Raw genomic sequence first — 23,501 nt, forward strand, 5'->3', positions numbered from 1 at the left:
CATGACACCGCCTTCGCTGAAGAAAACGATCTCGAAGCTCGACCTCCTGAGCCTCAGGCTCTTCCTGACGGTCTGTGAGGAAAAAAGCATCGGCCGCGCGGCCGAGCGGGAAAGCATCACGCCCTCAGCCGTGACGAAGCGGATTCAGGACCTCGAATATCTCTTCGACGTCAAGCTGCTCTACCGCAACACGAAGGGAACAATCCCCACTCCGGTCGGCGAGGCGCTGGCCGAGCATGCGCGCCAGATATTCCAGCTCGTCGAGGGCATCCGAACGGATCTCAGCGAGTTCGCGGAAGGCGCCAAGGGGCATGTCCGGATCAGCGCCGTGCCTTCCGCGCTGGCAGGTTTCCTCGCCGTCGAGCTCAGGGATTTCGCCGCCATGTACCCGCGGATCGATCTCGATATCCGCGAGCACCTGAGTTTCGAGGTGGTTCACGCGGTAAGCACCGGAACGGCGGACATCGGGGTCTATGCGACACCGCCGGAGGTCCCGGGCGACGTCGACACCTACGCCTACAAGCAGGACGAACTCGTCGTGGTCCTACCGAAGGACCATCCGCTCGTATCGAAGAAGTCGCTGACATTCGCGGAGCTGCTGACGACCGACATCGTGGGCGTGAACGAAAGCAGTTCGGTCATGAACCAGCTACGCCGGGCGGCGGCGAACCTCAACCGGCACCTCGTTCTGCGCTATCAGGTCCAGAGCAACGAGATTGCCCGCGAGATGGTGGCGGCGGGGTTCGGCGTCACCGTGCTGCCTCAGGGTTTGGCCACCCATGCCCGCTCCGGGCAGATCGTCACCGTTCCGCTCGGGGAGGCATGGGCAAAGCGCGAGATGCGCATTTGCGTGAGGCGAGGCGCGGTGTTGCCCGCGCAGACCCGGGCCATGCTGCAATTCCTGCTCGGAAAGCGGTTTGGCGAGCTTCCCGGGCAGATCGTGAAATAGGCTGTCGGCTAGAGATATTCCGCGCCCATTCAGCCGTGGTTGAGAATGACGGTCTTGGTCGCCGAGAATTCGTGCAGCGCCTCCATGCCCTTCTCACGACCGTGGCCCGACTTCTTGAAACCTCCGAAGGGAAGCTCCACGCCGCCACCCGCGCCGTAGCCGTTGATGTAGACCTGGCCGGCGCGGACCTGCCGCGAAGCACGCATCGCGCGGCCGACATCCCTGCTCCACACGGCTGCCGCGAGGCCGAACGGGGTGTCGTTGGCCAGCGCGATGGCATCGCTCTCATCAGTGAAGGGCAGGAGTGACAGCACCGGCCCGAAGACTTCCTTGCGGGCGATGGTGTTCTGGCGCGGCACGGGTCCGAGCAGCATCGGCCGGACGAAGTAGCCGTCCGGCGAGCTGCCGTCGGCGATCCTGCCTTCGGCGATGACCGGCACGCCTTCGCCGATCGCCGTCGACAGCATCGAGTTCACGCGCTTGTGCTGCTTGGCATTGATGAGCGGCCCAAGATCGCACTCGACGTCATGCGGCCCGGTCGACAGGCTCTGGAAGTGGGCGCCAAAAAGCTCGCTCACCCTGTCGATCGCACTGGCCTGAACCAGGAGGCGGCTGCCGGCCACGCAGGTCTGCCCTGAATTGACGATGATCGAATTGGTGATGATGGGCAGCGCGGCCGCGAAGTCGGCATCGTCGAACAGGATATGTGGCGACTTTCCGCCAAGCTCCAGTGTGACGCCGACATGGTTGGCCGCGGCGGCCTGCTGGACGAGCGTGCCCACCTCGGGCGAGCCGGTGAAGCTGATGAAGTCGATCGCGGGGTGGGCGGAAAGGGCGGCACCCGCTTCGTGGCCGTAGCCGGTCACGACGTTCAGCGCGCCTTCCGGCAGGCCAGCCTCCATGGCGAGCTCGGCCAGCCTCAGCACCGTCAGGCATGCATCCTCGGCAGGTTTCAGCACGACAGTGTTGCCCATCGCCAGCGCAGGGCTGACGACACGGCCGAACATCTGGGTGGGGGAATTCCAGGGGAGGATGCCGGCAACGACGCCCAGGGGTTCGCGAATGGTGAAGGCCGTGAAGCCGGTCGGCAGCGGGATGACGTCGCCGCCGATCTTGTCGGCCGCACCGGCGTAGAATTCGAAGTAGCGCGCAAGCACCGTGACGTCCGAAAACGTCGAGCGATAGATCTTGCCGACGTCCTTGGCCTCGAGACGGGCCAGGCTCTCGCGCTCGCTGAGGATCAGTTCCGACATGCGCGCCAGGACCCGGCCGCGATCCGTCGCCGAGGTTCGCGGCCATGCTCCGGTGTCGAAGGCGACACGGGCCGCCCGGACCGCGGCGTCGACATCGGCCTGCCCGCTTCTTGCGATCGTAGCGAAGACCTGGCCGTCCGACGGGCAGATCACGTCTATCGTGCGTCCGTCCGCCGCCGGCCGCATCTTGCCGCCAATGAAATTCGCGTGGTCTTTGAGGGTCGGCTTCTCGACCTTGGACGCCGCTTGCGCTGACATGGCATTCTCCCGATGCATCAGAAGCGGCCAGTCTAGGCCGTGAACCGCGCCCGGCAAAATACGAAGCGGGTAAGCGGCCATAAGATTTCGCGATCCTAGCCCCAGCCGACGAAACGTGGCCTCTCGATCGGGAAGGTCACGCATCGTGGAGTTTTTGTTGCCGCCTTGCGCTTCCTTCGGTTTCCATCAGCAAGAGCTTGCCTGAACAATGGGAGAATCTGCTTGTCTTTCAAGGACGTGCGTATCGTCGACCTCACCCGTGTGATCTCGGGCCCGTTCTGTACGGCTCTTCTGGCCGATCTCGGAGCCGAAGTGATCAAGGTCGAGCCGAAGGAGCAGGGAGACCCGGTTCGCGAGCAAGGCGTCATGGTCGGTGGCATGAGCAGCTACTTTGCCAATTATAACCGCAACAAGCGTTCGATCGCGCTCGATCTCTATTCTCCCGAAGGCAAGCAGGTACTGGCGGACCTTCTGGCGCAAGCCGATGTTCTGGTCGAGAATTTCCGCCCGGACGTGCTGGGCAAGATGGGTTTCGCGCCGGAGCGGCTGAAGGCGATCAATCCGGCCCTCATCCATTGCAACATCAACGGCTTCGGCATCGACGGTCCGTACGCCGATCGTCCCGCCTTCGACTTCATAGTGCAGGCGATGAGCGGTTTCATGAGCTGCAACGGCAGGGCGGAGGATCCGCCGATGCGCAGCGGAGTGCCGATAGCCGATCTCGTCTGCGGCCTCTATGCGGCGCTCGGGATCGCGGCGGCGCTCCACGGCAGGGACGAGCGCACGGAAAGCAGCGCCCTCAGCGTGAGCATGCTGGCAAGCCTCATGAGCATGCTGTCCTTCCACGGGACCAACTTCCTCAACTCAGGCGTGGCCGCGTCGCGCACGGGAAACGACCATGCGCTGGTCGCACCCTACGGGCTGTTTGCAACCGCCGATGGCGAGATCGCGATCGCCCCCTCCAACGAGGCCGTCTACCAGAAGCTGGTCAAGGCGCTCGGCCTCGAGAAGCTTCTTACGGATTCGGCATTTGCCACCAACGAGGCGCGCACCGCCCGCCGGCTGGAAATAAACGCGCTGATCGAGGCGCGTACGCGGGAGGCTTCGACCGAGCATTGGATCGAGGTGCTCAACAAGGCAGGCATCCCCAGTGGCCCAGTGTATGGGCTCGACCGGGCTTTCGACGACCCGCAGGTTCGCAGCCAGGACATCGTCGTCGAAACGACACGCCCCGGCGAAGAGCCTATCCTCATTCTCGGCTCGCCGATCCGCCACGGCGGCATGGAAGCCGGCCCGAGCCTACCGCCGCCGAGGCTGGGCGAGCACACGGAGGCGTTGTTGCGGGAGGTCGGCTATGACGAGGACCGGATCGGCGCCTTGCGGACCAAGGGCGTCATCTGAGCGGCGGGCTCGGCTCGCTGTTCGGGTTGCCTGCTGCGGCGCTTCGCCTTTGGCGTCAGGCTCTTGTCGGGCTTTCGCGATGCCAGTTCAGGATCCAGCGTCGCACCCTTCCACGTGCCGATTTCGACCAGATCCTTGATGAGGAAACGCAGCACTTCCTCGGCTGCCTGCATGGCCCGACTTCGCGGCGCTCCCTCGGACCGGCACAACGCCAGCGGCCGGGTCAGCTTCGGCTCGACGATAGGGCGGCTGAACAACTCGCCATAGCCGGTGGACTCGGCCAGCGCCGACTGGGGCAGAATAACGCCGGCGAAGCCCGTCGCCGCGATACCGCGCAAGGCCGGGAGCGAATCGACGTCGGCGACGATCTGGAGTTCTATGCCCATGTCCTGACATGCCTGGTCGATCACGGCCCGCATCGCATGCGGCTTGCCAGGCACCGTGACGGGGCGTTTTGCCATTTCGGCGAAGGTGATGGGCTTGTCCTTCGTCTCGGCCTCGGACGATATCCAGAAGAGTTCCTCGACGAGAAGCCTTTCGACCTGCAGGCCCGCCGCCGGCTCGGAGCGGAACTGTATGGCGAGGTCGATCCTGTTGTTGAGCAGCATTTCGATCAGGTGGCCGGAGAGCGCTTCCACCACGCGGAGCTGAATGCCCGGAAAATTACCGCGCATGCGCTGTATGTAGGGGAGCGCGACCATGGTTGCGGTCGAGGTCGGCAACCCCACGGAAACCTGGCCGACGAACTGCTCGGCGAATTCCGACATCAGAACGTCGGACTTGGCCTGCTCGACATGAGCCAGAATGATCTGTGCCTGGCGGTAGAGTCGCAATCCAGCATCTGTAGGCTGGACGCCGCGGGCGCTGCGCACCAGAAGCGGCCTCTCCAGCTCGCTCTCCAGGTTGGCTATCTGCTGGCTGAGAGCCGGCTGGGCGACATTGAGCTGGCCGCTGGCCTTGGAGAAGCTGCCGAAATCAATGATGGATATGAGATAGCGAAGCTGCCTTAGTTCCATTCCAGTTCCTCGCGAACCCCGGTTGCGGCGGAGTCCGCTTCCATAGGATATAAGGCTTACGTATAGCCATAGCGATGTTCAATATTTCATGCGCGTCCAAGCGTGTGGTTTTCCATCCTTCCATGCAGTCGATGCGATTGGGAGTTCGCCGGTCGCGGGAGGAGCGTCATGCAGCCAGACTTCGTCGTTATAGGTGCCGGCTCGGCCGGGTGCGTGGTCGCGGCACGACTCGCGGAAGCCGGTCACAAGGTGTGCCTTCTCGAAGCCGGCGGCCGGGACGCCCATCCGCTCATCCACATTCCCGCCGGCGTGGGTCACATGCTCTACAACTCGACCTACAACTGGATGTACGCCTCCGAGCCGGAGGAGGGCACATACGGCCGGCAGATCCACACGCCGCGCGGCAAGGTTCTGGGAGGCAGCAGCTCGATCAACGGCATGCTCTATGTCCGCGGCAACCCGGCAGACTATGACGGCTGGGCGCAGCTCGGCTGCCGTGGCTGGAGCTACGACGACGTTCTGCCGCTTTTCCGCCGCGCCGAGACATACGCGGGCGCTGGCGATCCGCATTATCGCGGCAAGTCGGGTCCGCTGAAGGTGGAAGACTACCGGACCATACTTCCCCTGACCCATCTGTTCATCAAGGCCGCGCAGGAAGCGGGGTTCGCCTACACACGCGACCTCAACGGCGCGCAGCAGGAGGGCGTCGGCTATGCCCAGATGACGCGGCGCGGCCGCCTGCGCGGGTCGACGTACCGGACGTATCTCCGGGTTCCGGCCGCTCGGCGCAATGTCGAGGTGATCCCGAATGCCACCGCCACCGCTCTGATCTTCGAAGGCAACCGGTGTGTCGGCGTGCGATATGTCCAGGGTGGGCAATCGAAGGAGGTCAGGGCAGGGCGCGAGGTCGTGTTGTCGGCCGGAGCGATCGGATCTCCCCAGCTGCTGCAGCTCGCCGGCATCGGCGACCCGCAGCACCTGTCGTCCGTGGGGGTACAGACGCGGGTCGCCTTGCGGGGCGTGGGACGAAACCTGTCCGATCATCTCACCGTGCGGCTCGTCAGCCGCCTGCGCGACCTGACCACGATCAACGAGCTTGCAAGAGGATGGCGACTCGCCCGTGAGGTGTTGAAATTCGGCTTTGCCGGCAACGGAGCCCTGACGTTCGGCGTCACGAGCGCGATGGTGTTTGGCCGGAGCAGGGAAGGCCTGGAGAGCCCGGACCTGCAGCTTCTCTTCACGCCGGCGAGCTACGTGTTCGGCAAGGCGCTGGTTCTCGAAAACGAACCGGGCATGACAGTCGCCGTTTGCCCGACGCGTCCAGGCAGCCGTGGCAGCGTGCTGATAGACAGCGCCGACCCGAGCGCGCGGCCGAAGATCCGCTATGGCTATGTCACCGATCGGGATGATCTCCGGGTCATGTCGGCTGGACTGGCCCATGCCAGGCGTATCTTCGGGGCGCCGGCCTTCTCGCCCTATGTGGTGAAGGAGACACGCCCGGGCAACGCGGTGAGCGACGACGCGCAGGTCGAGGAGTTCGTACGCCGCGAAGGTTCATCGCTCTTCCACCCGGTCGGCACCTGCAAGATGGGCCTGGACGAGCTGGCGGTGGTCGATCCGCGCCTGAAGGTCCGCGGCATCGAAGGGCTGAGGGTGGCGGACGCTTCCATCATGCCCTACCTGACGACCGGCAACACCAACGCGCCGACGATCATGATCGGCGAGAAGGCGGCCGACCTGATCATCGAGGATGCCCACAAGGCCGCCTGACCGGACTGGCGCGCCGCCGCCGGGGGCCTTCGTCCGGTCAGCCGACGGCTCGGCGCACCGACTCGATGGGGTGAAGCCGTGTGCGAGGGCCAGCGCGCATCAACTGGCCGGGCAATGACCTGCCGAGGCAGCGTTCCATCTCTTTCGCGACCCTGATCATCGCTTCGAGATCGATGCCGGTTTCGATGCCGAGCTCCGACAGCATATAGACCAGATCCTCGGTGCAGATGTTGCCCGTCGCGCCCGCGGCGAAAGGGCAACCGCCAAGTCCGGCTGCGGCGGATTCGTACTGGTCTATGCCAAGCCGCAGGCCGGCCAGAACATTCACCAGGCCCATGCCTCGGGTGTTGTGGAAATGCAGCGTGAGCCGGATATCCGGATGATCCGTCAGAAGTCGGCCACAGACGGCTTCGACATGGCGTGGCGATGCCATGCCCGTCGTATCGCCAAGCGTCAGGGAATCGATCCCGAGCGCAATCAATCGCGTAGCGATCGCGCTGACGGTGGAGGTCGGAACGTCGCCTTCGAACGGGCAGCCGAACGCCACCGCGATGGCGGCGCGCAGCACGACCCCGCTTTGCCGGGCAATTTCCGCCACGGGCTCCACGGCCGCTATCGCCTGGTCGACGGTCATGTTCAGATTGGTGCTGCTGTGGCTTTCCGATGCCGAGATGAAAACCACCATTTCGTCCACGCCCGCCTCGACTGCCCGCATCGCACCCTTCGCGTTGGGCACTAGCGCGGCGATCGTCGGACCGATATCCCGGACAGCGGCGACGACCTCCGACGCGTCGGCGAGTTGCGGCACGGCGCGAGGCGAGACGAACGAGGTAGCCTCGATGCGCTGCAGGCCGGCTGCCGTGAAGCCCTTGATGAACTCGATCTTGCGATCCGTGGGAACAAAGGTCTTTTCGGACTGGAGCCCGTCGCGCGTTCCAACCTCGGTGATTTGAACCTTCGACGGGTGCATGGCGCCTTCAACCTTTCCTCGATCCAGCGACCGCATTGTGCGTGTCGGGCCGGAGGCTTGTCCATTCTGCGCCGTTCTCGTTTGAGAAGCATGCAATTCGCGAAAGCTTTTTCCAATAGCCCAGTCGGCAGATGCTATTTCCGCGCCTCCGCGCCCTGCCGTACACCCGCCTCAGCACTTAGGGAGGAAGTTGGTGGCTGAGGCATACGCTCGCGACAGGAAATGTCCGCTGGACGGTGTCCGGGTGCTGGATCTTTCCCGCCTCGTCGCGGGCAACATGCTGACCCATGTGCTGGCCGATCTGGGTGCCGATGTCGTCAAGGTGGAGCCGCCGGAAGGCGATTCCCTGCGCGCCTGGAAGCTCAACGGCATACCGGTGCAGTGGAAGGTCTATGGCCGCAACAAGCGCAGCATCGTCATCGACCTGAAGAAGGATGACGACCGCGACATATTCCGGCGGCTGGTCGCTAGTTCCCAAGTCCTGGTCGAGAACTTCCGGCCCGGTGTCCTCGACAGGCTAGGCTTCAGCCTGGAGGAGTTGCTCGAGCTTCAGCCGAAGCTCGTGGTGGCGCGCATCAGCGGCTGGGGCAAGACAGGCCCCTACAAGGACAAACCCGGCTTCGGCACGCTTGTCGAGGCTGCGTCCGGCTTCGCCTACAAGAACGGGTTTCCCGACCGCGAGCCGCTGCTGCCCAATCTTGGGCTCGCCGATTCCATCGCCGGCCTCTACGGGGCTTCCGCCGTGCTCGTGGCCCTCAGGGAGGCCGAACTCGGTGTGGGCAAGGGGCAAGAGATCGACCTCTCGCTGCTCGAGCCCATCATCTCGATCCTCGGCGCGGACCAGGCCGTCTACAAGGCGACCGGCGCGGTGCCGACGCGCACAGGCAACAGGACCGCTCTGTCGGCGCCGCGAAACATCTATCGCACCCGGGACGAAGGTTACGTCGCGCTCTCGGCCTCCACCCCGGAGATGGCGTTTCGCCTGTTCCGCTCGATCGGCCATCCGGAGCTGTGCTCGGATCCACGTTTCGTCACCAACGAGAAGCGCGTCGAGAACGTCGAGGAGCTGGATGCGATAATCGGCGCTTTCATCGCGCAGCGCACGCTTGTCGAGAACCTTTCGCATTTCGACAAGGCCGAGGTCACGGTCGGGCCGATCTACGACGCCGCGAGCCTCATGGAGGACCCGCATGTGCGGGCGAGGGGCACTTTCGTCGAGATGGAAGATGACGACATGGGCACGCTGCCGATGCATGCGGTTGTTGGGCGCCTGAGCGTCACGCCGGGCGCCATCCGGCGACCGGCGCCCGTACTTGACGAACATAGGGCGGAGCTTTTGAGCGAACTCTATTCGGAGCGTGTATTGACCATGTAGTTGCCGCATGGTTGGCCCCTCGGGGCCTGTGGAGGGACTGGTACTATGCAAACGGCAATCAACGAGAGGGCCGGCGCTCGGCGCTCGGCATTTTTCTCGCAGGAGCGGATCGTTCTCGCGATCGCCGCGCTAATGTTCGTTGTCTTCGGCGTGACCCTTCCCGGCTTCCTCAATGCCGGGAATCTGCTGTCGCTGGTCCAGAGCGTTTCGATCCTGGGAATCCTCGCCATCGGCATGGCGCTCACCATCATCGGACGCGGCATCGATCTGGCCATCATCTCGACGATGGCCATGTCGGTCGCCTGGGTGATCTTCATGCTGGGCGGCGGCACGCCGGTCTGGCAGGCGGTCCTGCTCGGCTACATCTTCGTGGTCTGCATTGGTCTGGTCATCGGTTTCCTGGTGGCCTACGCGGAGATCCCCGCCATATTCGCCACGCTCGCCATGACCACGGCGATCTACGGCTTCACCCGTGTCGCCTTCGTCGATGTCGACCTCCTTTTCATTCCCGAAAGCGCGTCCTGGACCCGAGAATTCGGCGCGGGCTACCTGTTCGGCATTCCGATCCCGGTGATTGCCTTTGCTGCGGTCGCGCTGCTGGCGCATCTTTTCCTGCGCCACACCAAACCCGGCGTGTTCATCCGGGCCATGGGCGACAACCCCCTGAAGGCGCGCATCGCGGGCATGCCGACCCGGCCGATGATGCTGCTGCAATATGTGATTTCGGCGTCAATCGCCTTCTTTGCGGGGCTGGTCCTGGCGACGCTCGTCGGCACCATGAATACCCGCGTTGTCAACTCGACCATGGTCTACGATGTCATCCTCGTCGTCGTGCTTGGCGGCATCGTGCTGAGCGGTGGCCGCGGCGGGATCTTCAACGTCATCGTGGGCACGCTGCTGATCGGCATCTTTCTCAACGGGATGACGATCATGAACGTGTCCTATTCGATCCAGAACCTCATCAAGGGAGTGATCCTGCTGGTCGCCATCATCATCGACACGGTTCTGAACCCGCGTGACGAACAGACGTCGCAACAAGGCGATATCTGACGCTACTGACCAAATGGAGGAGAAAATGAAAAAGCTTATCAACATCATAGGAAGCGCAGCCATCGCACTCACGCTTGGCCTGTCGGCCGCCAAGGCTGAAGGTGGCGGCTTCGACGACGGCATGTCGACCAAGTTCTACGAGAGCATGAAGGGCAAGAAGGTTGTGTTCGTGCCGATCTCGATCGGCATGGACATCGCGGCGGGCTTCGCCGCGGGCATGCAGCGGATGGCCGACCAGTACGGCTTCCAGCTCCAGATTCGCGACCCGAACTGGAACGTCGACCAGGGCGTCCAGGCGATCACGCAGATCATCAGCGAGCATCCCGATCTCGTCATCATCCAGAACGTCGACATGCAGGCCTATGCGCGCGTCATCAAGCAGGCGATGGAAGCCGGCGTCCGGGTGCTGCAGGTCAATGTCAAGGCGACCACCAACTCGACCGCCCATGTCGGCATCGACTGGTACAAGAACGCCGAGACGAACGCTCTCAAGCTGGTCGAGAAATGCAGCCCCAAGAACGGCGGCAACGGCAAGATCGCCGCTCTGGAAGGCACGCCGAACAATCCCACGAACTTCATCGGCATGAAGGCCTTCAACGACGTCATGGCGGCGCATCCGGAAATGACCGTGGTGTCCGACCAGGCCGCGGACTGGGATGCCAGCAAGGCTCATTCGGTCGTCTCGACGGTGGTCCGCCAGTCGCCTGACCTTTGCGGCTATTTCGGCCTTTGGGACGGCCAGGATTCGGGCATGGCCGCCGCCATCCGCGAAGCCGGCCTGACCGGCAAGGTGTTCGTCGTCTCGCAAGGCGCGGGAGAGAAGGCGGCCTGCGAAAAGATCGCCGACGGCAGCTATGACTTCTACGTCTCCTACAACATCCGTGAGCTGTCGAAGCACATCAACGACGCAATCGCCGTCATCTTGCAGCGTCCGGCCGGGGAAACGCTCGAGCCGTTCGCCATCTACCTGACGACGCAGAACCTCACCAAGGAGGCGCTGACCCCGAGTTCGTGCTGGACCTTGGACGAGATCAAGCGCGGCTACTGAGCCCATTTCGATAGAGCGCCCCGCACGGGCGCTCTATTTTCCGCAGGTTACGAATTCAGAGATGTGAAATGGCGATATCGGAAACGTATGCGAAATGGCGTTACCGCCTGGTGCCAGACCACGTCGTGGGTGAACTGCTTTCGAAGAACTGGATCGACAATGCGATCCCGGTCTTCATCCTTGCGCTGCTGCTGATCTTCTTCGGCACCGTCATCGACAATTTCTTCACCTTCGGAACCTTCTCGACCATGCTGAGGCAGATGGGCGAGCTGACTTTCGTGGTGCTGGGGATGACGCTCGTCATCCTTGCCGGCGGCATCGACCTCAGCGTCGGATCGGTCTTCGCCCTTGCCAATTTCCTGACGCTGTTCCTGCTCAATTATATCCAGGTGCCAGTGCTGGCGGGCATTGCGATCGTGATCCTGGTCGGCGCCTTTTGTGGGCTCGTCAACGGCGTCCTGGTCGGCTACCTCAAGCTCCGCGCCTTCCTCACCACGCTCGCGACGCTCATCATCATCGACGCCATCGTCGAGATCCTGACGTTCCGCTACGCCCGCGACGTCGTCCTCTTCATGCCGGATTCGCATCTATGGGACCTGTTGGCGGCGGGTAGCGTGCTCGGCATTCCCTTCAACTTCGTGCTGGTGCTGGTCGTCGCGGTGGCGCTGCACATCTTCCTCACCCGCATGCGCAAGGGTTGGCACATCACGGCGGTCGGGGGATCGCGGCGTTCGGCCTACAACGCCGGCATCAATGTGCGCGGCACCGTGTGCCTGACCTATGTCATATCGGGCATCTTCGCCAGCTTCGCCGGCATCCTCTACGCGGCGCGCCTCAACAGCGCCGGCTCGGAAACCGGCGCCGGCCTGGAGGTCACCGTCCTGACGGCGGCGGTGCTCGGCGGCAACTCCCTCGGCGGCGGTCGCGGCTCCGTGGCCAAGGCGCTGCTCGGAACCTTCATCGTCGTCCTGCTGACCGGCAGCCTGCTTCGATTGCAGATGCCGAGCGGCTACAATTCGCTTCTGCTCGGCGGCGCGCTGCTCGTTGCCGTCGCCACCGACGTACGCTGGCTCAAGAACCGGCATAAGCTGCTTTCGCGCGTCTATGTCTCGCCGACCTACTTCGCCCCGACAGCGGCCGCCGCGACCGATCCGGGTTCCGGCTCGCCCTACGAGATCAACGACCGGCTGGCCGAGGCCGAGCCGATCGGCCTCGACCAGGTGGACGGCGCCGAGGACCTGGCCTTCGACAAGGACGACAACATCTACACGGGCAGCCGTCACGGCGACATCGTCAAGTTCTTCGCGCCCGACTATACGCGCCGCGAAATCTTTGCCCATATCGGAGGCCAGCCACTCGGCCTGCACTTCGACGGGGAAGGCGCGCTCTATGCCTGCATCAGCGGCATGGGCCTCTACAAGGTGACGCCGGACCGCGAGGTGATCCGGCTGGCCGACGAGACCAATCGCAGCCGGCTTTCGATCATCGACGACAGTCGCATGCGCTTCGCCGACGACATGGATTTCGCGCCCGACGGCTCCGTCTATTTCAGCGAGGCGACGATCCGCTACGATGTCACCGACTGGGCGACGGACTCCATGGAGGGACGTGGCAACGGGCGTGTCCTGCGCTATGATCCGAAGACCGGGGTCACGCGCACCGTCCTGCCGGGCCGCATGTTCCCGAACGGCATCTGCATGACGGGCGACGGCGAGTCGCTGTTCTTCGCCGAGACCTGGGCGGGACGTATCAACCGCTACTGGTTCGCCGGGCCGCAGAAGGGCAAGGTGCTTCCGGTCATCACCGACCTGCCGGGGTATCCCGACAACATCCGGCGCTCATCCGACGGACATTTCTGGGTCGCAATGCTCGGCATGCGCACACCCTCGCTCGACCTCGCCATGCGCATGCCGGGCTTCCGCCGGCGCATGACCCAGCGCGTGGCCTTCGAGGAATGGATCTATCCGAACATCAACACCGGCGGCGTGGTCAAATACGACGTCAACGGCAAGATCCTCGAATCCCTCTGGGACCGTTCGGGCCAGAAGCACCCCATGATCACCTCGATGCGCGAGCACAAGGGGTATCTCTATCTGGGGGGCGTCTTCAACAACCGGCTTGGCCGACTCAAGCTGCCGGATGCCGATCCGAACTTCAACGATCGCGCGCTTTATTTCAGGAACTGGTCGTGAGAAACAGTCTGACACGGATCTGGGACGCCGTCTGGGGCCGGGGCGAGTATTCCATCACGGTTCCGTCGATGGACGGCGCCATGCGTCCCAATGCGCGGCTGGACGAAGCTCCCACCGCTTTAGATGCGACCGGTATCGACAACCTCACGGTCAATGGCGGCGTGCTGTATTTCAGCCAGGCCGAAAAGCTCCTGGCATTGGACGCGCCGGGTGCGCAGCCGCGGCTGGTGAAGGCCTACCACGCCCCGATCTCCACGCTTGCGGCATCGGAAGGCGCCGGTCTGGCGATCGGCTTCGACAAAGGCGGCGTTCTTATCAGGCCCGCTGCAGGCGATGCGAACGAGATCGAGATCGATCTTCCGGAAAAAGGCGCGTCGGCAACCGCGATGAGCTTGGCGGACGACGGCGCGCTGCTGGTCTGTGTCGGCTCGACAAGGAACAGCGCGTCGGAATGGAAGCGGGACTTGATGACGCTCGGGTCGGATGGGACCGTGCTGCGGGTGCCGCCCTCACGATCGCGGGGTGAAACGATCGGCCAAGGCATGGCGTTCCCGGCCGGCATTGTCACCGACCCCAGCGGAGCGCCGGTAGTTTCGGAGGCGTGGAGGCATCGCCTGGTGCGCAAGCGCCCCAATGGCAGCTGGGAGACCATACTGGGGGACATTCCGGGGTATCCCGGTCGTCTCGCACGTGCCGCGTCGGGGCAGGGCTATTGGCTCAGCGTGTTCGCGCCGCGCAGTCAGATGATCGAATTCGTACTGCGCGAGAAGGTCTATCGCGAACGCATGATAGCGGAGGTGCCGGAGGATTTCTGGATGGCGCCGTCGCTGCGCGCGGGACGCAGCTTCAAGGAACCGCTGCAGGGTGGAGGCGTGAAGCATCTCGGCATCCACAAGCCTTGGGGGCCGACCCGATCCTATGGCCTGCTTGTCAGGCTCGACGAGAACTTCAAACCGGTCGACAGCTTCCACAGCAGGTCCGACGGCAAGCGCCACGGCGTGACCAGCGCCGCGGACTGGAACGGCGCGACCATGGTGGCGAGCAAGGGGGACGGCGTCCTGATGGCGCTTGCAGCTAAAGCGGAGCGGGCATGACCTCTATCGTCGAAATGCAGTCGGTGACCAAGGATTACCGAGGGGTCACCGCCGTCAAGAAGGTCAACTTCACGCTTCGCAAAGGCGAAATCCACGCCCTGCTGGGCGAGAACGGCGCAGGCAAGTCGACCCTGATGAAGATCATGGCCGGGGTCACCGAGCGCTCGGGCGGCAAGATGCTGCTCGACGGCAAGGAAGTATCCTTCCAGACGCCGGCCGAAGGCCTCGCCAACGGCATCGCCATGGTGTTCCAGGAAACAAGCCTGGTTCCATCGATGTCGGTGGCGCAGAATATCTATCTGGGCGACGAGCGACTGTTCAACCGCCTGCGCGGCCTTTACATCGCCGCCCAGCAGTTCCTGCAGTCGCTCAATTTCAACGTCGATCCCTGGGCCACGGTGGCCACGCTCGGCGCTGCCAAGAAACAGATGGTCGAGATCGCCCGGGCGGTGCGCCAGGACGTGCGCGTCATCATCTTCGACGAGCCCACCGCCTCGCTCACCCCGGAAGAAAAGTACTACTTCTTTTCCCTGATCAAGCGGCTGAAGGAACGCGGGGTTTCCATCGTCTTCATCTCGCATGCGCTGGAGGAGGCGCTGTCGATCTCTGATCGCATCACGATCCTGCGCGACGGCGAACTGGTGACCACCGGCGATACCAGCGATTTCGACCGCGACAGCATCATTCGAGCCATGGTTGGCCGCAGCCTGTCCAACGAACTCTACTCGAATGCTCCGCGCAAGAACCGCGCGGCCGGCGAGAAGGTGCTCAGCGTCCAGAACCTCTCGATGGGCTCGATGGTGCGCAACAACAGCTTCTCCATCTACGCCGGACAGATCACGGGTATCTTCGGCCTGATCGGTTCGGGACGCACGGAGACGGCCAAGGTCGTAGCGGGCGTGCAGAAGCGCAACTATTTCCACGGCGGCGAGATAAAGCTCTTCGGTGACTCCGTGCGCTACCGCGTGCCTCGACCGGCGGTCCGGGACGGCATCGTCTACGTCACCGAGGACCGCAAGCTTGAGGGGTTCTTCGAGACGATGTCGATCGCCGACAATCTCTATTCGGGGTTGCTCGGCGCGGGCCTCAACACGGCCGCCGTCGTGAACCATGCCAGCGCGAAAGTCCTGGCGGACGAGTGGACGAAGAAGCTCAATATCCGCGCCATCAACTCCAACGCGCGCGTCATCGAACTGTCCGGCGGCAACCAACAGAAGGTGGTCATCGCCTCGGGCCTTGTGCAGAAGCCGAAGCTGGTGATCTTCGACGAGCCGACGCGCGGCGTGGACGTGGGCGCGATCGCCGAGATCCACGAGATCATCGGAAAGCTCGCCGACGACGGGCTGGCCGTGATGGTGATTTCGTCCTATCTGCCCGAGATCATGAACCTCTCGGACCGGATACTGGTTTCGCGCCTCGGCCGCATCGTCGAGGAGTTCACGCCGGGCGAGGCGACCGAAGAGCGCATCATGTACGCGGCCGTGCATTGATCGCGGCAGCCGTTCGCGGCGTGCCACGAGCGCCATTGGCCGGGCGTCCTGATAAATCCCTGGAGAGGCGTAGAAAGGGCGGGCGCCGCAGCTTCATGTTGGGACCGGAGGCCTGCCGCTCGTGATCAATCGCATCGCGCTCTATCATATCGAGACGCTGCTCTGGATCGCGCGCCTTGGCACGTTCAACGCGGCCGCGGAAAGACTGAACACGACCCAGCCGTCGATATCGGCGCGCGTCAGGGAACTCGAGAACCATCTCGGCTTCAGCCTTTTTCGGCGTGAAGGCCGGCGCATGCTGCTGACGGTGAAGGGCAGGGAGTTCGCCGCGCAATGCGAGGCCCTGTGGGCGCAGCTCGAGACCGTCCTGCTCGCGACGGAAGCATTTTCGACGGCGACCGGGATTGTGAAGATCGGCTGTGGCGAGATCGTCGCGGTCGAGAGCCTGCCGGCATTTCTGTCCGAGATCAAACGCCTGATGCCGAACGTCACTCTGGAGGTTGAGATCGACCTCACGATCCACCTGCGGCACAAGCTTGAAGCCGGCGCCATCGATTTTGCTTTCCTTGTCGGACCGATCGGCAGCCCGGCGCTGGAGGCAGCTCCGATCGGCACGGTCGAGATGAAGTGGCTGATGGGCCGCGAGCTTGCCTCGCGGCTTTCGCGGTCCGTGGATGGCGGCGAGGTGCCCGATCTTCCGGTCTGGTGCCTGTCGAGGCCCTCACATCTCTACCAGGTGATGGCGGAATCGCTCAGGCAATCCAACCTGAAGCGGCCCGTGATAAACACCTGCAACCATGTCCGCACGCTGATCGATGTCGTCGCCAGTTCCGGCGGCATGGCGATCCTGCCCGAACTCCTGGTACGCGACAGGATCGCGAGAGGCGAATTCGTTCCGGTGCCCGAGATGGTCGCCGACCCAATCGCGTTCTTCGCCGTGGTGCGCAAGGGCGAGAACGAGCCGATCGTGCTTGAGATGCTCAAGCGGGCGAGAGACCTCAGGCTGGGCTAGGGCGGTTTCGCCGGCCAATCGGGAGAGCAGGACCGATGGCCTGACCGGTCATTCAAAGCCGGCGTTTTTGTATCCTTAAAAAAAGTTGCGATTAGACAGCCGGGCCTCCCGATCGCACCCTCGCCCGAATTGAAGCCGGGGAGGGCGTGACGGATGATCGATTTCAAGGTCGCGGACGGCATTGCGACGATCGTCATCGATCGGCCGGCTCGCAGAAACGCGCTGGCGCCCTCGACGATGGTCGCGCTGAACGAAGCGCTGCTGCGTTTCGAGGACGACGGGAGCGCGCGGGTCGCCATTCTCACCGGCGCCGGAATCCTGGCTTTTTGCGCCGGCGCCGATATCCACGAGACCGTTCCGAAGGAACGCGGCTTCCTCCAGGGCTATTTCGATCGCAAGACCGATGCGACCCACCCGCTCTATGTCCGCAATATCGCGCTGAGCAGGATGGGGTTGACCAAGCCCATCATTGCCGCCGTGAACGGCGCGGCGGTCGGCGGCGGAATGGAGATCGCGCTTAACTGCGATCTTTGCATCGGCTCGGCCAATGCGCGGTTCGGCCTGACCGAGGTGAGGATCGGATCCATCCCCGCCATAGCGGGCATCCAACGCCTGATGCGTTCCCTGCCGCGACCCGTCGCGATGCAATTGCTTCTGACCGGGGAGATCTTCGGGGCGGCCAAGGCACTGGAATGGGGTATCGTCAGCGAGGTTGTCGAGGCGGAGCGGCTGATGCCGCGCGCAAGGGAGATTGCCCGCTCCATAGCCGACAACGCGCCGCTGGCGGTGCGGGCAGCCAAACGCTTGGCGGACAAGGCGGCTGAGTTGCCCTTGTCCGAGGCGGCGGATTTCGAGGAGATGCTCTGGGGCCACCTGTACGGCAGCGCGGACCGCGTGGAAGGCCGGCGCGCGTTTTCCGAGAAGCGCAAGCCGCAATTCCGGGGCGCCTGACCGAAGCGGCGCGCAAGGTGGAGAACTCATCATATCCAAAGACGCGCCTTCCGATCCGCGAATGGATTGCGCGGAAACGCTTTGCGAAAATTCGAGGGTCAGCTTGCGGAAAAAAACAAAGCCATGTACCTTCCGGGACAATATAAAACTGATCAGTATTTATTCTAACCGTCTGGGATAATTTGGGTCTGAGGAAACCCTGCCGTCATGCGCCGGAGGACTCGCGCGCAGGGCGGCTAAGGGTGGGAATGAGGGAGGAATGCCGTGCGCTGTCATGCAATGAAGGCGGTTCTTTGCCCGGCCACTGATAGGCCATCCGGAGAGCTCCTGTCGTGAGCGCCTCGGCGGGCCGTTACCTGAAGGCCTTTCACTTCAGTCAGGAAAAGATCGTCTTCACCATTGCCGTTGTCCTTTTCCTCGTCTTCGCGGCGACGCTGAAGGGATTTCTGCAGGCCGACAATCTGCTGTCGCTTGTGCGCAGCGTCTCCATACTGGGAGTGCTCGGCATCGGCATGGCGCTCACAATCATCGGGCGCGGCATCGACCTGTCCATAGTCGCCACCATGGCGATTTCCGTTGCCTGGATGCTGACGCTGGCCAACAGCGGCACGCCGCTCGGCATTGCGCTCCTCTACGGGCTTTGCCTCTGTCTCGCCGTCGGTCTGGCCAATGGCCTGCTCATCGCCTATGTCGAAATACCCGCGCTTTTCGCGACCCTGGCTATGGGGCTCGTCGTCTACGGCTTCGGCCGCTATTTTCTCGTCGCCAACGATGTCACCTTCATGCCGGCCACCGCGACCTCGTTCAAGGCGATCGGCAGCGGCCGGGTGCTTGGCATTCCCAATCCGGTTCTGCTTTTCGCATTGTTCTCGTTCGTTGCGTTCCTGTTCCTGCGCAAGACACGTCCGGGCCGTTTCATCTTCGCCATGGGCGACAATCCTCTGACGGCGCGGGTCGCCGGCGTGCCCGTACGCCCGATGATGGTGGTGCAGTATGTGATCTCATCGCTTATCGGATTCGTGGCCGGCATCATCACGGCCACGGCCGTCAGCTCCATGAACGCCCGCGTCGCCAACTCGACGCTGGTCTACGACATCATCCTGGTGGCAGTGATCGGCGGCGTCGGCCTCAGCGGCGGCAAGGGCGGGGTCCGCAACGTCGTCGTCGGCACGCTCCTCATCGGCATCCTTCTCAACGGCATGACGATCATGGATATCCCGTACACGATCCAGAACATCGTCAAGAGCTGCATTCTTCTCGTGGCCATCGTCGCGGATTCGATCGTCAATCCGCGCGATGAGCAGACGTCCCAGCAAGGGGACATCTAACCCGCCTTAATCCAAAGCCAACAAGTGACCAGGGAGGAAAGTCATGCGTATCAGGAAGTTTATCATGGGCCTGCTGACGGCAGCGTTCTTCACGCTGCCGGCCGTTGCCGTTGCAGAGCATTTCGACGACGGCCAGAATCTGACGACGCTGAAGGCCCTCAAGGGCAAGAAGGTCGCCTTCGTGCCGCTCTCGATGGGCATCGACCTGACACAGGCGTGGGCCGCCGCGCTGAAGAAGGACGCCGAACAGTTCGGTTACGAGCTGATCATCCGCGATCCGAGCTGGGACGTCGCCGCCGGTGCGCAGGCCGTCACCCAGCTTATCGCCGAGAAGCCGGATGTCCTTGTCCTGCATCCGCTCGACATGACGGCCTATTCGAAGCTGGTCGACCGCGCGAACGCGCAGGGCATCGCGGTCGTCCAGGTCAACCTGAAGTCGCTCAACACCGGTGACGCCTATGTCGGTGTCGACTGGTTCGACCTGCTTTCGAGCGAGATCGACATCGCCGCGAAATATTGCGGCGCGGGTACCGGCCAGTCCGGCAAGATCGCGCTGCTCATCGGCACGCCGACGACGCCCACCGTCACCATCGGCCTCCAGGGGGTCAAGGATGCCCTGACCCGCTATCCCGAGCTCAAGGTCGTCGCAACGCAGTCGGGCGACTGGGATGCCTCCAAGGCCAAGGACATCACCGCGACCATCCTGAAGCAGAACGAGGATCTTTGCGCCGTCGTGGGGTTCTGGGACAGCCAGGACATGGGCGCTGCCGCTGCGATCGCCGAAGCCGGCAAGACCGGAAAGGTCAAGCTGATAACGGACGGCGGCAGCCGCAAGGAAGCAGCCTGCGATCGTATCGAGGACGGCACCTTCGACGCCTATGTCGGCTACAACGCGAAGGAACAGGGCCGCGACCTGGCTCTCGCCGTCCGCTCGCTGCTGCAGAACCCACCGGAAAAGCCCGGCTCCAAGCCCTTCGGCTTCTATTCGACGCTGACGACCATCACCAAGGAAAACGTCACGCCGACCTCCTGCTGGACGCAGCAATGAGTGGATGAGGCGAACAATCCGAAACAAAAACGAGCGGCGCGCAAGCGCCGCTCCCTGTGACTGATTTTGCAGGAGGCGCCGCTGATGTCGGCCTCGGAGACCTACGCTCGCTGGCGCACGCGCCTCATACCGGACCATGTGATCGGTGAGATTCTGTCCAAGAACTGGATCGACAACGCGATCCCGTTCCTGATCCTGGTCGTCACCCTGGGCATCTTCTGGTCCCTCATACCCAACTTCCTCGGCGGCGTCGGCGTCAGCGATCAGGCGAGGGAGCTCGGCGAAATTCTCTTCGTCGTGCTTGCCATGACGGTCGTCATGCTCGCCGGCGGCATCGATCTCAGCGTCGGCTCGACCTTCGCGCTCAGCAATTTCGTGATGCTGGCGATGTTCAACTGGCTGGGCTACCCGGTATGGGCGGCGGCCGGGGCCGCGCTGTTGTCGGGCGCGGCGGTCGGCCTCGTGAACGGCGTGCTGGTCGGCTACCTGCGGCTGCGCGCCTTTCTCACCACTCTCGTCACGCTGATTATCGTGCGGGCGATCGACGACACGCTGGTGCTCAACTATTCAATCGACATCCTTCTGCCCACCCAGACATCGGAAGTCTGGAACTTTGTCGGCGGCGACGGCGTCTTCGGCATTCCGGTCGCGTTCCTGCTCGCGGCGGTGATCGCCATTGTCGGCCATGTCTTCCTGTCCCGGCTTCGCCCCGGCTGGCACATTCTCGCCGTCGGCGGTTCGCGCCGTTCGGCGCACAATGCCGGCATCAACGTGCGCCGCACGGTCGCGATAACTTATGTCATGTCGGGGCTGCTCGCGGCGGCCGGCGGCATCTTCTATGCCTCGCGCCTGGCCTCGGCCGGCGCCAGCACCGGTGTCGGCCTTGAGGTCACGGCGCTTACCGCCGCCGTCCTCGGCGGGATCAGCCTCGGCGGCGGCCGCGGCTCGATCGCCAAGGCCGTCCTCGGCGCCATCATCGTGCTCATCATCACCAACAGTCTCGTTCGGCTCGGCCTGACCAGCGGCGCCAACACAATGGTGCTCGGCATGGCGTTGCTGATCGCCGTCGCGATCGATGTCCGCTGGCTGAAGAACCGTCACAAGGTGTTGTCGCAGGTCTATGTTTCGCCGACCTACTTCAAGATGGTGCCTTGCCCCTCCACCGAGGAAGGATCCGACTCTCCCTACGCGCTCAACGACAAATTGCGCGACGTGGAGCTTATCGGCCTTGGCGAGATCGATGGCTGCGAGGATCCGCTGCTCGACCGGGACGACAACATCTACTTCGGCAACCGGCAGGGCGACATCATCCGCTACTTCGGCCCGGACCACAAACGCTGGGAAGTCTACGCCCATATCGGCGGCGCGCCGCTGGGCATGGCCTTCGACCGGGACGGCAACCTGACATGCTGCGTTGCCGGCATGGGGCTCTACCAGATCCGCAAGGACACGCGCGAGGTGGTCAAGCTCGCCGACGAAACGAACCGGTCCTTGTTCTCCATCATCGACGATTCCCGCATCCGCTACGCGGACGATCTCGACATTGCACCGGACGGCCGGGTCTTTTTCAGCGAGGGCACGATACGCTTCGACCCGGACGAATGGATGGTGGACGCGCTTGAGGGCCGCGGCAACGGTCGCATCCTTTGCTACGATCCGCGGGACAAGACGACAAGGACCGTCGTTCCCAACCTGCGTTTCCCGAACGGCGTCTGCGTGGCGCACGACGGCAAGTCCGTGCTGTTCGCGACAACCTGGGGCTGCTCGGTCGAGCGCTACTGGCTGGAAGGTCCGAAGGCGGGCAAGGTCGAGACACTCATCACCAACCTGCCTGGCTACGCCGACAACATTAATCGCGCTTCGGACGGCACATATTGGCTGGCGATCGTCGGCATGCCTGCACCGGTCTTCGATCTCGCCCTGCGCAAGCCGGGCTTCCGCAAGCGGATGGTGCAGCGGGTGGCGCAGGACGAATGGCTCTTCCCGCAGATGAACGTCGGCAATGTGGTGAAGTTCACCGAACAGGGCAAGATCGTCGACTGCCTGTGGGACAAGAGCGGCGTCAACCACCCCATGCTCACCTCCTGCAACGAGCACAAGGGCTACCTTTATCTCGGCGGCATCTACAACAACCGGGTCGGCAAATACAAAATCCCGGGCGCCGATCCGAACTTCACCAATCAGGACTGCTATTGGGGGAAGCAGAAATGATCAGCGCCATCCGAAATCTCTTCGACGCCTGGCGTGGTGCCGGCGCCTATTCGGTCACCGTGCCGCCCATGGACGGCGCGCTCAGTCCCAATCAGGTCATCGAGGGCTCTCCGCTCGCCCTCGAAGCCAAATCGCCCGATAATCTCATATCCGACGGTTCGAGCATCCTCTTCTCCTCGGGCAACGAGGTCAGGTCACTGCGCGGGTCTTCGTCGGAAAGCGTGGCGACTTTCGACAGCCCGGTGACAGCGCTCGCAGCGCGTCCGGGCGGCGGTTTCGCCGTCGGGCTGGACGACGGTCGTGTCTTGCTCAAGGGCGGACGCCACGACGGCAGGACATTGTCGAAGGTCGGTGGTCACGACATCAGATGCCCGACCGCGCTGAGCTTCGTTGACGAAGGCACGCTTGTCCTGGCCGTGGGCTCGGCCTCGAACCAGCCCTCGCGCTGGAAGCGCGATTTCATGCAGAAGAATGCCAGTGGTTCGGTCTGGCGCGTGCCGGTCGACGGCGAAGCCGAATGCCTGGCGGACGGTCTTGCGTTCCCCTATGGCCTGCTGGCGCAGGCCGACGGCAGCGTCATCGTGTCGGAGAGCTGGCGCAACCAGCTCATACGCGTTGCCAAGGGACAGCGGCCGGTCGTGGAACTCGGCGACATAGCCGGCTACCCGGCGCGCCTTTCACCAGCCGCGGGAGGCGGAGCATGGCTTGCGGTCTTCGCGCCGCGCAGCCAGCTCATCGAATTCGTGCTCAGGGAGGAGGACTACCGTCAGAGCATGATGACCGAGGTGCCCGAGCATCTGTGGATCGCTCCCTCGATTTCAGCGCCGCTGACGTTCCTCGAGCCGCTGCAGGGCGGAGGGCTGAAGCACCTCGGTATCGTCAAGCCATGGGCCCCGACACGCTCCTACGGACTGGTTCTGCGCCTGGACGAGGCGTTCCAGCCGATATTCAGCATGCACAGCCGCGCCGATGGCCGCCGCCACGGCATCACGTCGTGCCTTGAAGCCGACGGCCGCCTCCTGGCGACGAGCAAGGGCGGAGACGCGATCGTTTCCCTGCCGACCGACGAAGGGTTTGGAGAATAG

18 protein-coding genes are annotated in these 23,501 nt (G+C 63.6%); 15 read left to right on the forward strand and 3 right to left on the reverse strand.

Annotated features, from left to right (window positions below):
* Position 1 precedes the first annotated feature (1 nt).
* Positions 2-949: a LysR family transcriptional regulator gene (locus tag FJ977_RS25840; RefSeq protein WP_140774990.1), complete on the forward strand. Its 948-nt coding sequence runs from the start codon at positions 2-4 to the stop codon at positions 947-949.
* Positions 950-978: 29 nt separating this feature from the next.
* Here the strand turns inward: FJ977_RS25840 and FJ977_RS25845 are convergent, their stop codons facing one another.
* Positions 979-2,460, reverse strand: coding sequence for an aldehyde dehydrogenase family protein (locus FJ977_RS25845; RefSeq protein ID WP_140774991.1), 1,482 nt, complete (start codon positions 2,458-2,460; stop codon positions 979-981).
* A 222-nt stretch (positions 2,461-2,682) separates the two neighbouring features.
* Here FJ977_RS25845 and FJ977_RS25850 point away from each other — a divergent pair, with 222 nt between their 5' ends.
* On the forward strand, positions 2,683-3,861 hold the full coding sequence (locus FJ977_RS25850; RefSeq protein WP_140774992.1) for a CaiB/BaiF CoA-transferase family protein: 1,179 nt from the start codon (positions 2,683-2,685) through the stop codon (positions 3,859-3,861).
* On the opposite strand, the gene FJ977_RS25855 is transcribed toward FJ977_RS25850, so the two are convergent.
* Positions 3,813-4,877, reverse strand: coding sequence for a LysR substrate-binding domain-containing protein (locus tag FJ977_RS25855; RefSeq protein ID WP_140774993.1), 1,065 nt, complete (start codon positions 4,875-4,877; stop codon positions 3,813-3,815). The genes FJ977_RS25850 and FJ977_RS25855 overlap by 49 nt on opposite strands.
* Positions 4,878-5,045: 168 nt before the next feature.
* Here FJ977_RS25855 and FJ977_RS25860 point away from each other — a divergent pair, with 168 nt between their 5' ends.
* Entirely contained in the window at positions 5,046-6,647 is a 1,602-nt protein-coding gene (locus FJ977_RS25860; RefSeq protein WP_140774994.1) for a GMC family oxidoreductase N-terminal domain-containing protein, read from the forward strand.
* 37 nt (positions 6,648-6,684) lie between these two features.
* Here the strand turns inward: FJ977_RS25860 and FJ977_RS25865 are convergent, their stop codons facing one another.
* Positions 6,685-7,617 (reverse strand): hydroxymethylglutaryl-CoA lyase, encoded by a 933-nt coding sequence (locus FJ977_RS25865; RefSeq protein WP_181180063.1) that lies wholly within the window; start codon positions 7,615-7,617, stop codon positions 6,685-6,687.
* A gap of 193 nt (positions 7,618-7,810) precedes the next feature.
* Here FJ977_RS25865 and FJ977_RS25870 point away from each other — a divergent pair, with 193 nt between their 5' ends.
* From FJ977_RS25870 to FJ977_RS25925, 12 genes are all read left to right on the forward strand, one after another.
* Positions 7,811-8,992: a CoA transferase gene (locus FJ977_RS25870; RefSeq protein ID WP_244735228.1), complete on the forward strand. Its 1,182-nt coding sequence runs from the start codon at positions 7,811-7,813 to the stop codon at positions 8,990-8,992.
* A gap of 45 nt (positions 8,993-9,037) precedes the next feature.
* The gene (locus FJ977_RS25875) at positions 9,038-10,042 is read left to right on the forward strand and encodes an ABC transporter permease (RefSeq protein WP_140774996.1); all 1,005 of its coding nucleotides are present in this window, start codon (positions 9,038-9,040) and stop codon (positions 10,040-10,042) included.
* 25 nt (positions 10,043-10,067) lie between these two features.
* A complete protein-coding gene (locus FJ977_RS25880; protein ID WP_181180064.1) occupies positions 10,068-11,090 on the forward strand; it encodes a sugar ABC transporter substrate-binding protein in 1,023 nt (340 codons plus the stop codon).
* A gap of 68 nt (positions 11,091-11,158) precedes the next feature.
* On the forward strand, positions 11,159-13,282 hold the full coding sequence (locus FJ977_RS25885; protein ID WP_140774998.1) for an SMP-30/gluconolactonase/LRE family protein: 2,124 nt from the start codon (positions 11,159-11,161) through the stop codon (positions 13,280-13,282).
* Positions 13,283-13,350: 68 nt separating this feature from the next.
* Entirely contained in the window at positions 13,351-14,376 is a 1,026-nt protein-coding gene (locus FJ977_RS25890; RefSeq protein ID WP_140774999.1) for a hypothetical protein, read from the forward strand.
* Complete coding sequence (locus FJ977_RS25895; RefSeq protein ID WP_140775000.1) at positions 14,373-15,866, forward strand: sugar ABC transporter ATP-binding protein; 1,494 nt, start codon at positions 14,373-14,375, stop codon at positions 15,864-15,866. Before FJ977_RS25890 ends, FJ977_RS25895 begins: the two co-directional genes overlap by 4 nt.
* A gap of 121 nt (positions 15,867-15,987) precedes the next feature.
* Positions 15,988-16,878 (forward strand): LysR family transcriptional regulator, encoded by an 891-nt coding sequence (locus tag FJ977_RS25900; RefSeq protein WP_210243865.1) that lies wholly within the window; start codon positions 15,988-15,990, stop codon positions 16,876-16,878.
* A 153-nt stretch (positions 16,879-17,031) separates the two neighbouring features.
* A complete protein-coding gene (locus FJ977_RS25905) occupies positions 17,032-17,829 on the forward strand; it encodes an enoyl-CoA hydratase/isomerase family protein (RefSeq protein WP_140775001.1) in 798 nt (265 codons plus the stop codon).
* Positions 17,830-18,161: 332 nt separating this feature from the next.
* A complete protein-coding gene (locus FJ977_RS25910) occupies positions 18,162-19,157 on the forward strand; it encodes an ABC transporter permease (protein WP_246683334.1) in 996 nt (331 codons plus the stop codon).
* Positions 19,158-19,200: 43 nt separating this feature from the next.
* Positions 19,201-20,205 carry a sugar ABC transporter substrate-binding protein gene (locus tag FJ977_RS25915; RefSeq protein WP_140775002.1) on the forward strand — a complete coding sequence of 335 codons (1,005 nt, stop codon included), beginning with the start codon at positions 19,201-19,203 and terminating at the stop codon, positions 20,203-20,205.
* 84 nt (positions 20,206-20,289) lie between these two features.
* A complete protein-coding gene (locus FJ977_RS25920) occupies positions 20,290-22,416 on the forward strand; it encodes an SMP-30/gluconolactonase/LRE family protein (RefSeq protein ID WP_140775003.1) in 2,127 nt (708 codons plus the stop codon).
* Entirely contained in the window at positions 22,413-23,501 is a 1,089-nt protein-coding gene (locus FJ977_RS25925; protein WP_140775004.1) for a hypothetical protein, read from the forward strand. Before FJ977_RS25920 ends, FJ977_RS25925 begins: the two co-directional genes overlap by 4 nt.

The organism is Mesorhizobium sp. B2-1-3A (assembly GCF_006442655.1).
In the GTDB taxonomy this organism is placed as follows: Bacteria; Pseudomonadota; Alphaproteobacteria; order Rhizobiales; family Rhizobiaceae; genus Mesorhizobium.

Coding starts and splice junctions, on each gene's coding strand:
- FJ977_RS25840 (WP_140774990.1), top strand. CDS start 2: ATGACACCGCCTTCGCTGAAGAAAACGATCTCGAAGCTCGACCTCCTG.
- FJ977_RS25845 (WP_140774991.1), bottom strand. CDS start 2,460: ATGTCAGCGCAAGCGGCGTCCAAGGTCGAGAAGCCGACCCTCAAAGAC.
- FJ977_RS25855 (WP_140774993.1), bottom strand. CDS start 4,877: ATGGAACTAAGGCAGCTTCGCTATCTCATATCCATCATTGATTTCGGC.
- FJ977_RS25860 (WP_140774994.1), top strand. CDS start 5,046: ATGCAGCCAGACTTCGTCGTTATAGGTGCCGGCTCGGCCGGGTGCGTG.
- FJ977_RS25865 (WP_181180063.1), bottom strand. CDS start 7,617: ATGCACCCGTCGAAGGTTCAAATCACCGAGGTTGGAACGCGCGACGGG.
- FJ977_RS25875 (WP_140774996.1), top strand. CDS start 9,038: ATGCAAACGGCAATCAACGAGAGGGCCGGCGCTCGGCGCTCGGCATTT.
- FJ977_RS25880 (WP_181180064.1), top strand. CDS start 10,068: ATGAAAAAGCTTATCAACATCATAGGAAGCGCAGCCATCGCACTCACG.
- FJ977_RS25885 (WP_140774998.1), top strand. CDS start 11,159: ATGGCGATATCGGAAACGTATGCGAAATGGCGTTACCGCCTGGTGCCA.
- FJ977_RS25890 (WP_140774999.1), top strand. CDS start 13,351: ATGGACGGCGCCATGCGTCCCAATGCGCGGCTGGACGAAGCTCCCACC.
- FJ977_RS25895 (WP_140775000.1), top strand. CDS start 14,373: ATGACCTCTATCGTCGAAATGCAGTCGGTGACCAAGGATTACCGAGGG.
- FJ977_RS25905 (WP_140775001.1), top strand. CDS start 17,032: ATGATCGATTTCAAGGTCGCGGACGGCATTGCGACGATCGTCATCGAT.
- FJ977_RS25915 (WP_140775002.1), top strand. CDS start 19,201: ATGCGTATCAGGAAGTTTATCATGGGCCTGCTGACGGCAGCGTTCTTC.
- FJ977_RS25920 (WP_140775003.1), top strand. CDS start 20,290: ATGTCGGCCTCGGAGACCTACGCTCGCTGGCGCACGCGCCTCATACCG.
- FJ977_RS25925 (WP_140775004.1), top strand. CDS start 22,413: ATGATCAGCGCCATCCGAAATCTCTTCGACGCCTGGCGTGGTGCCGGC.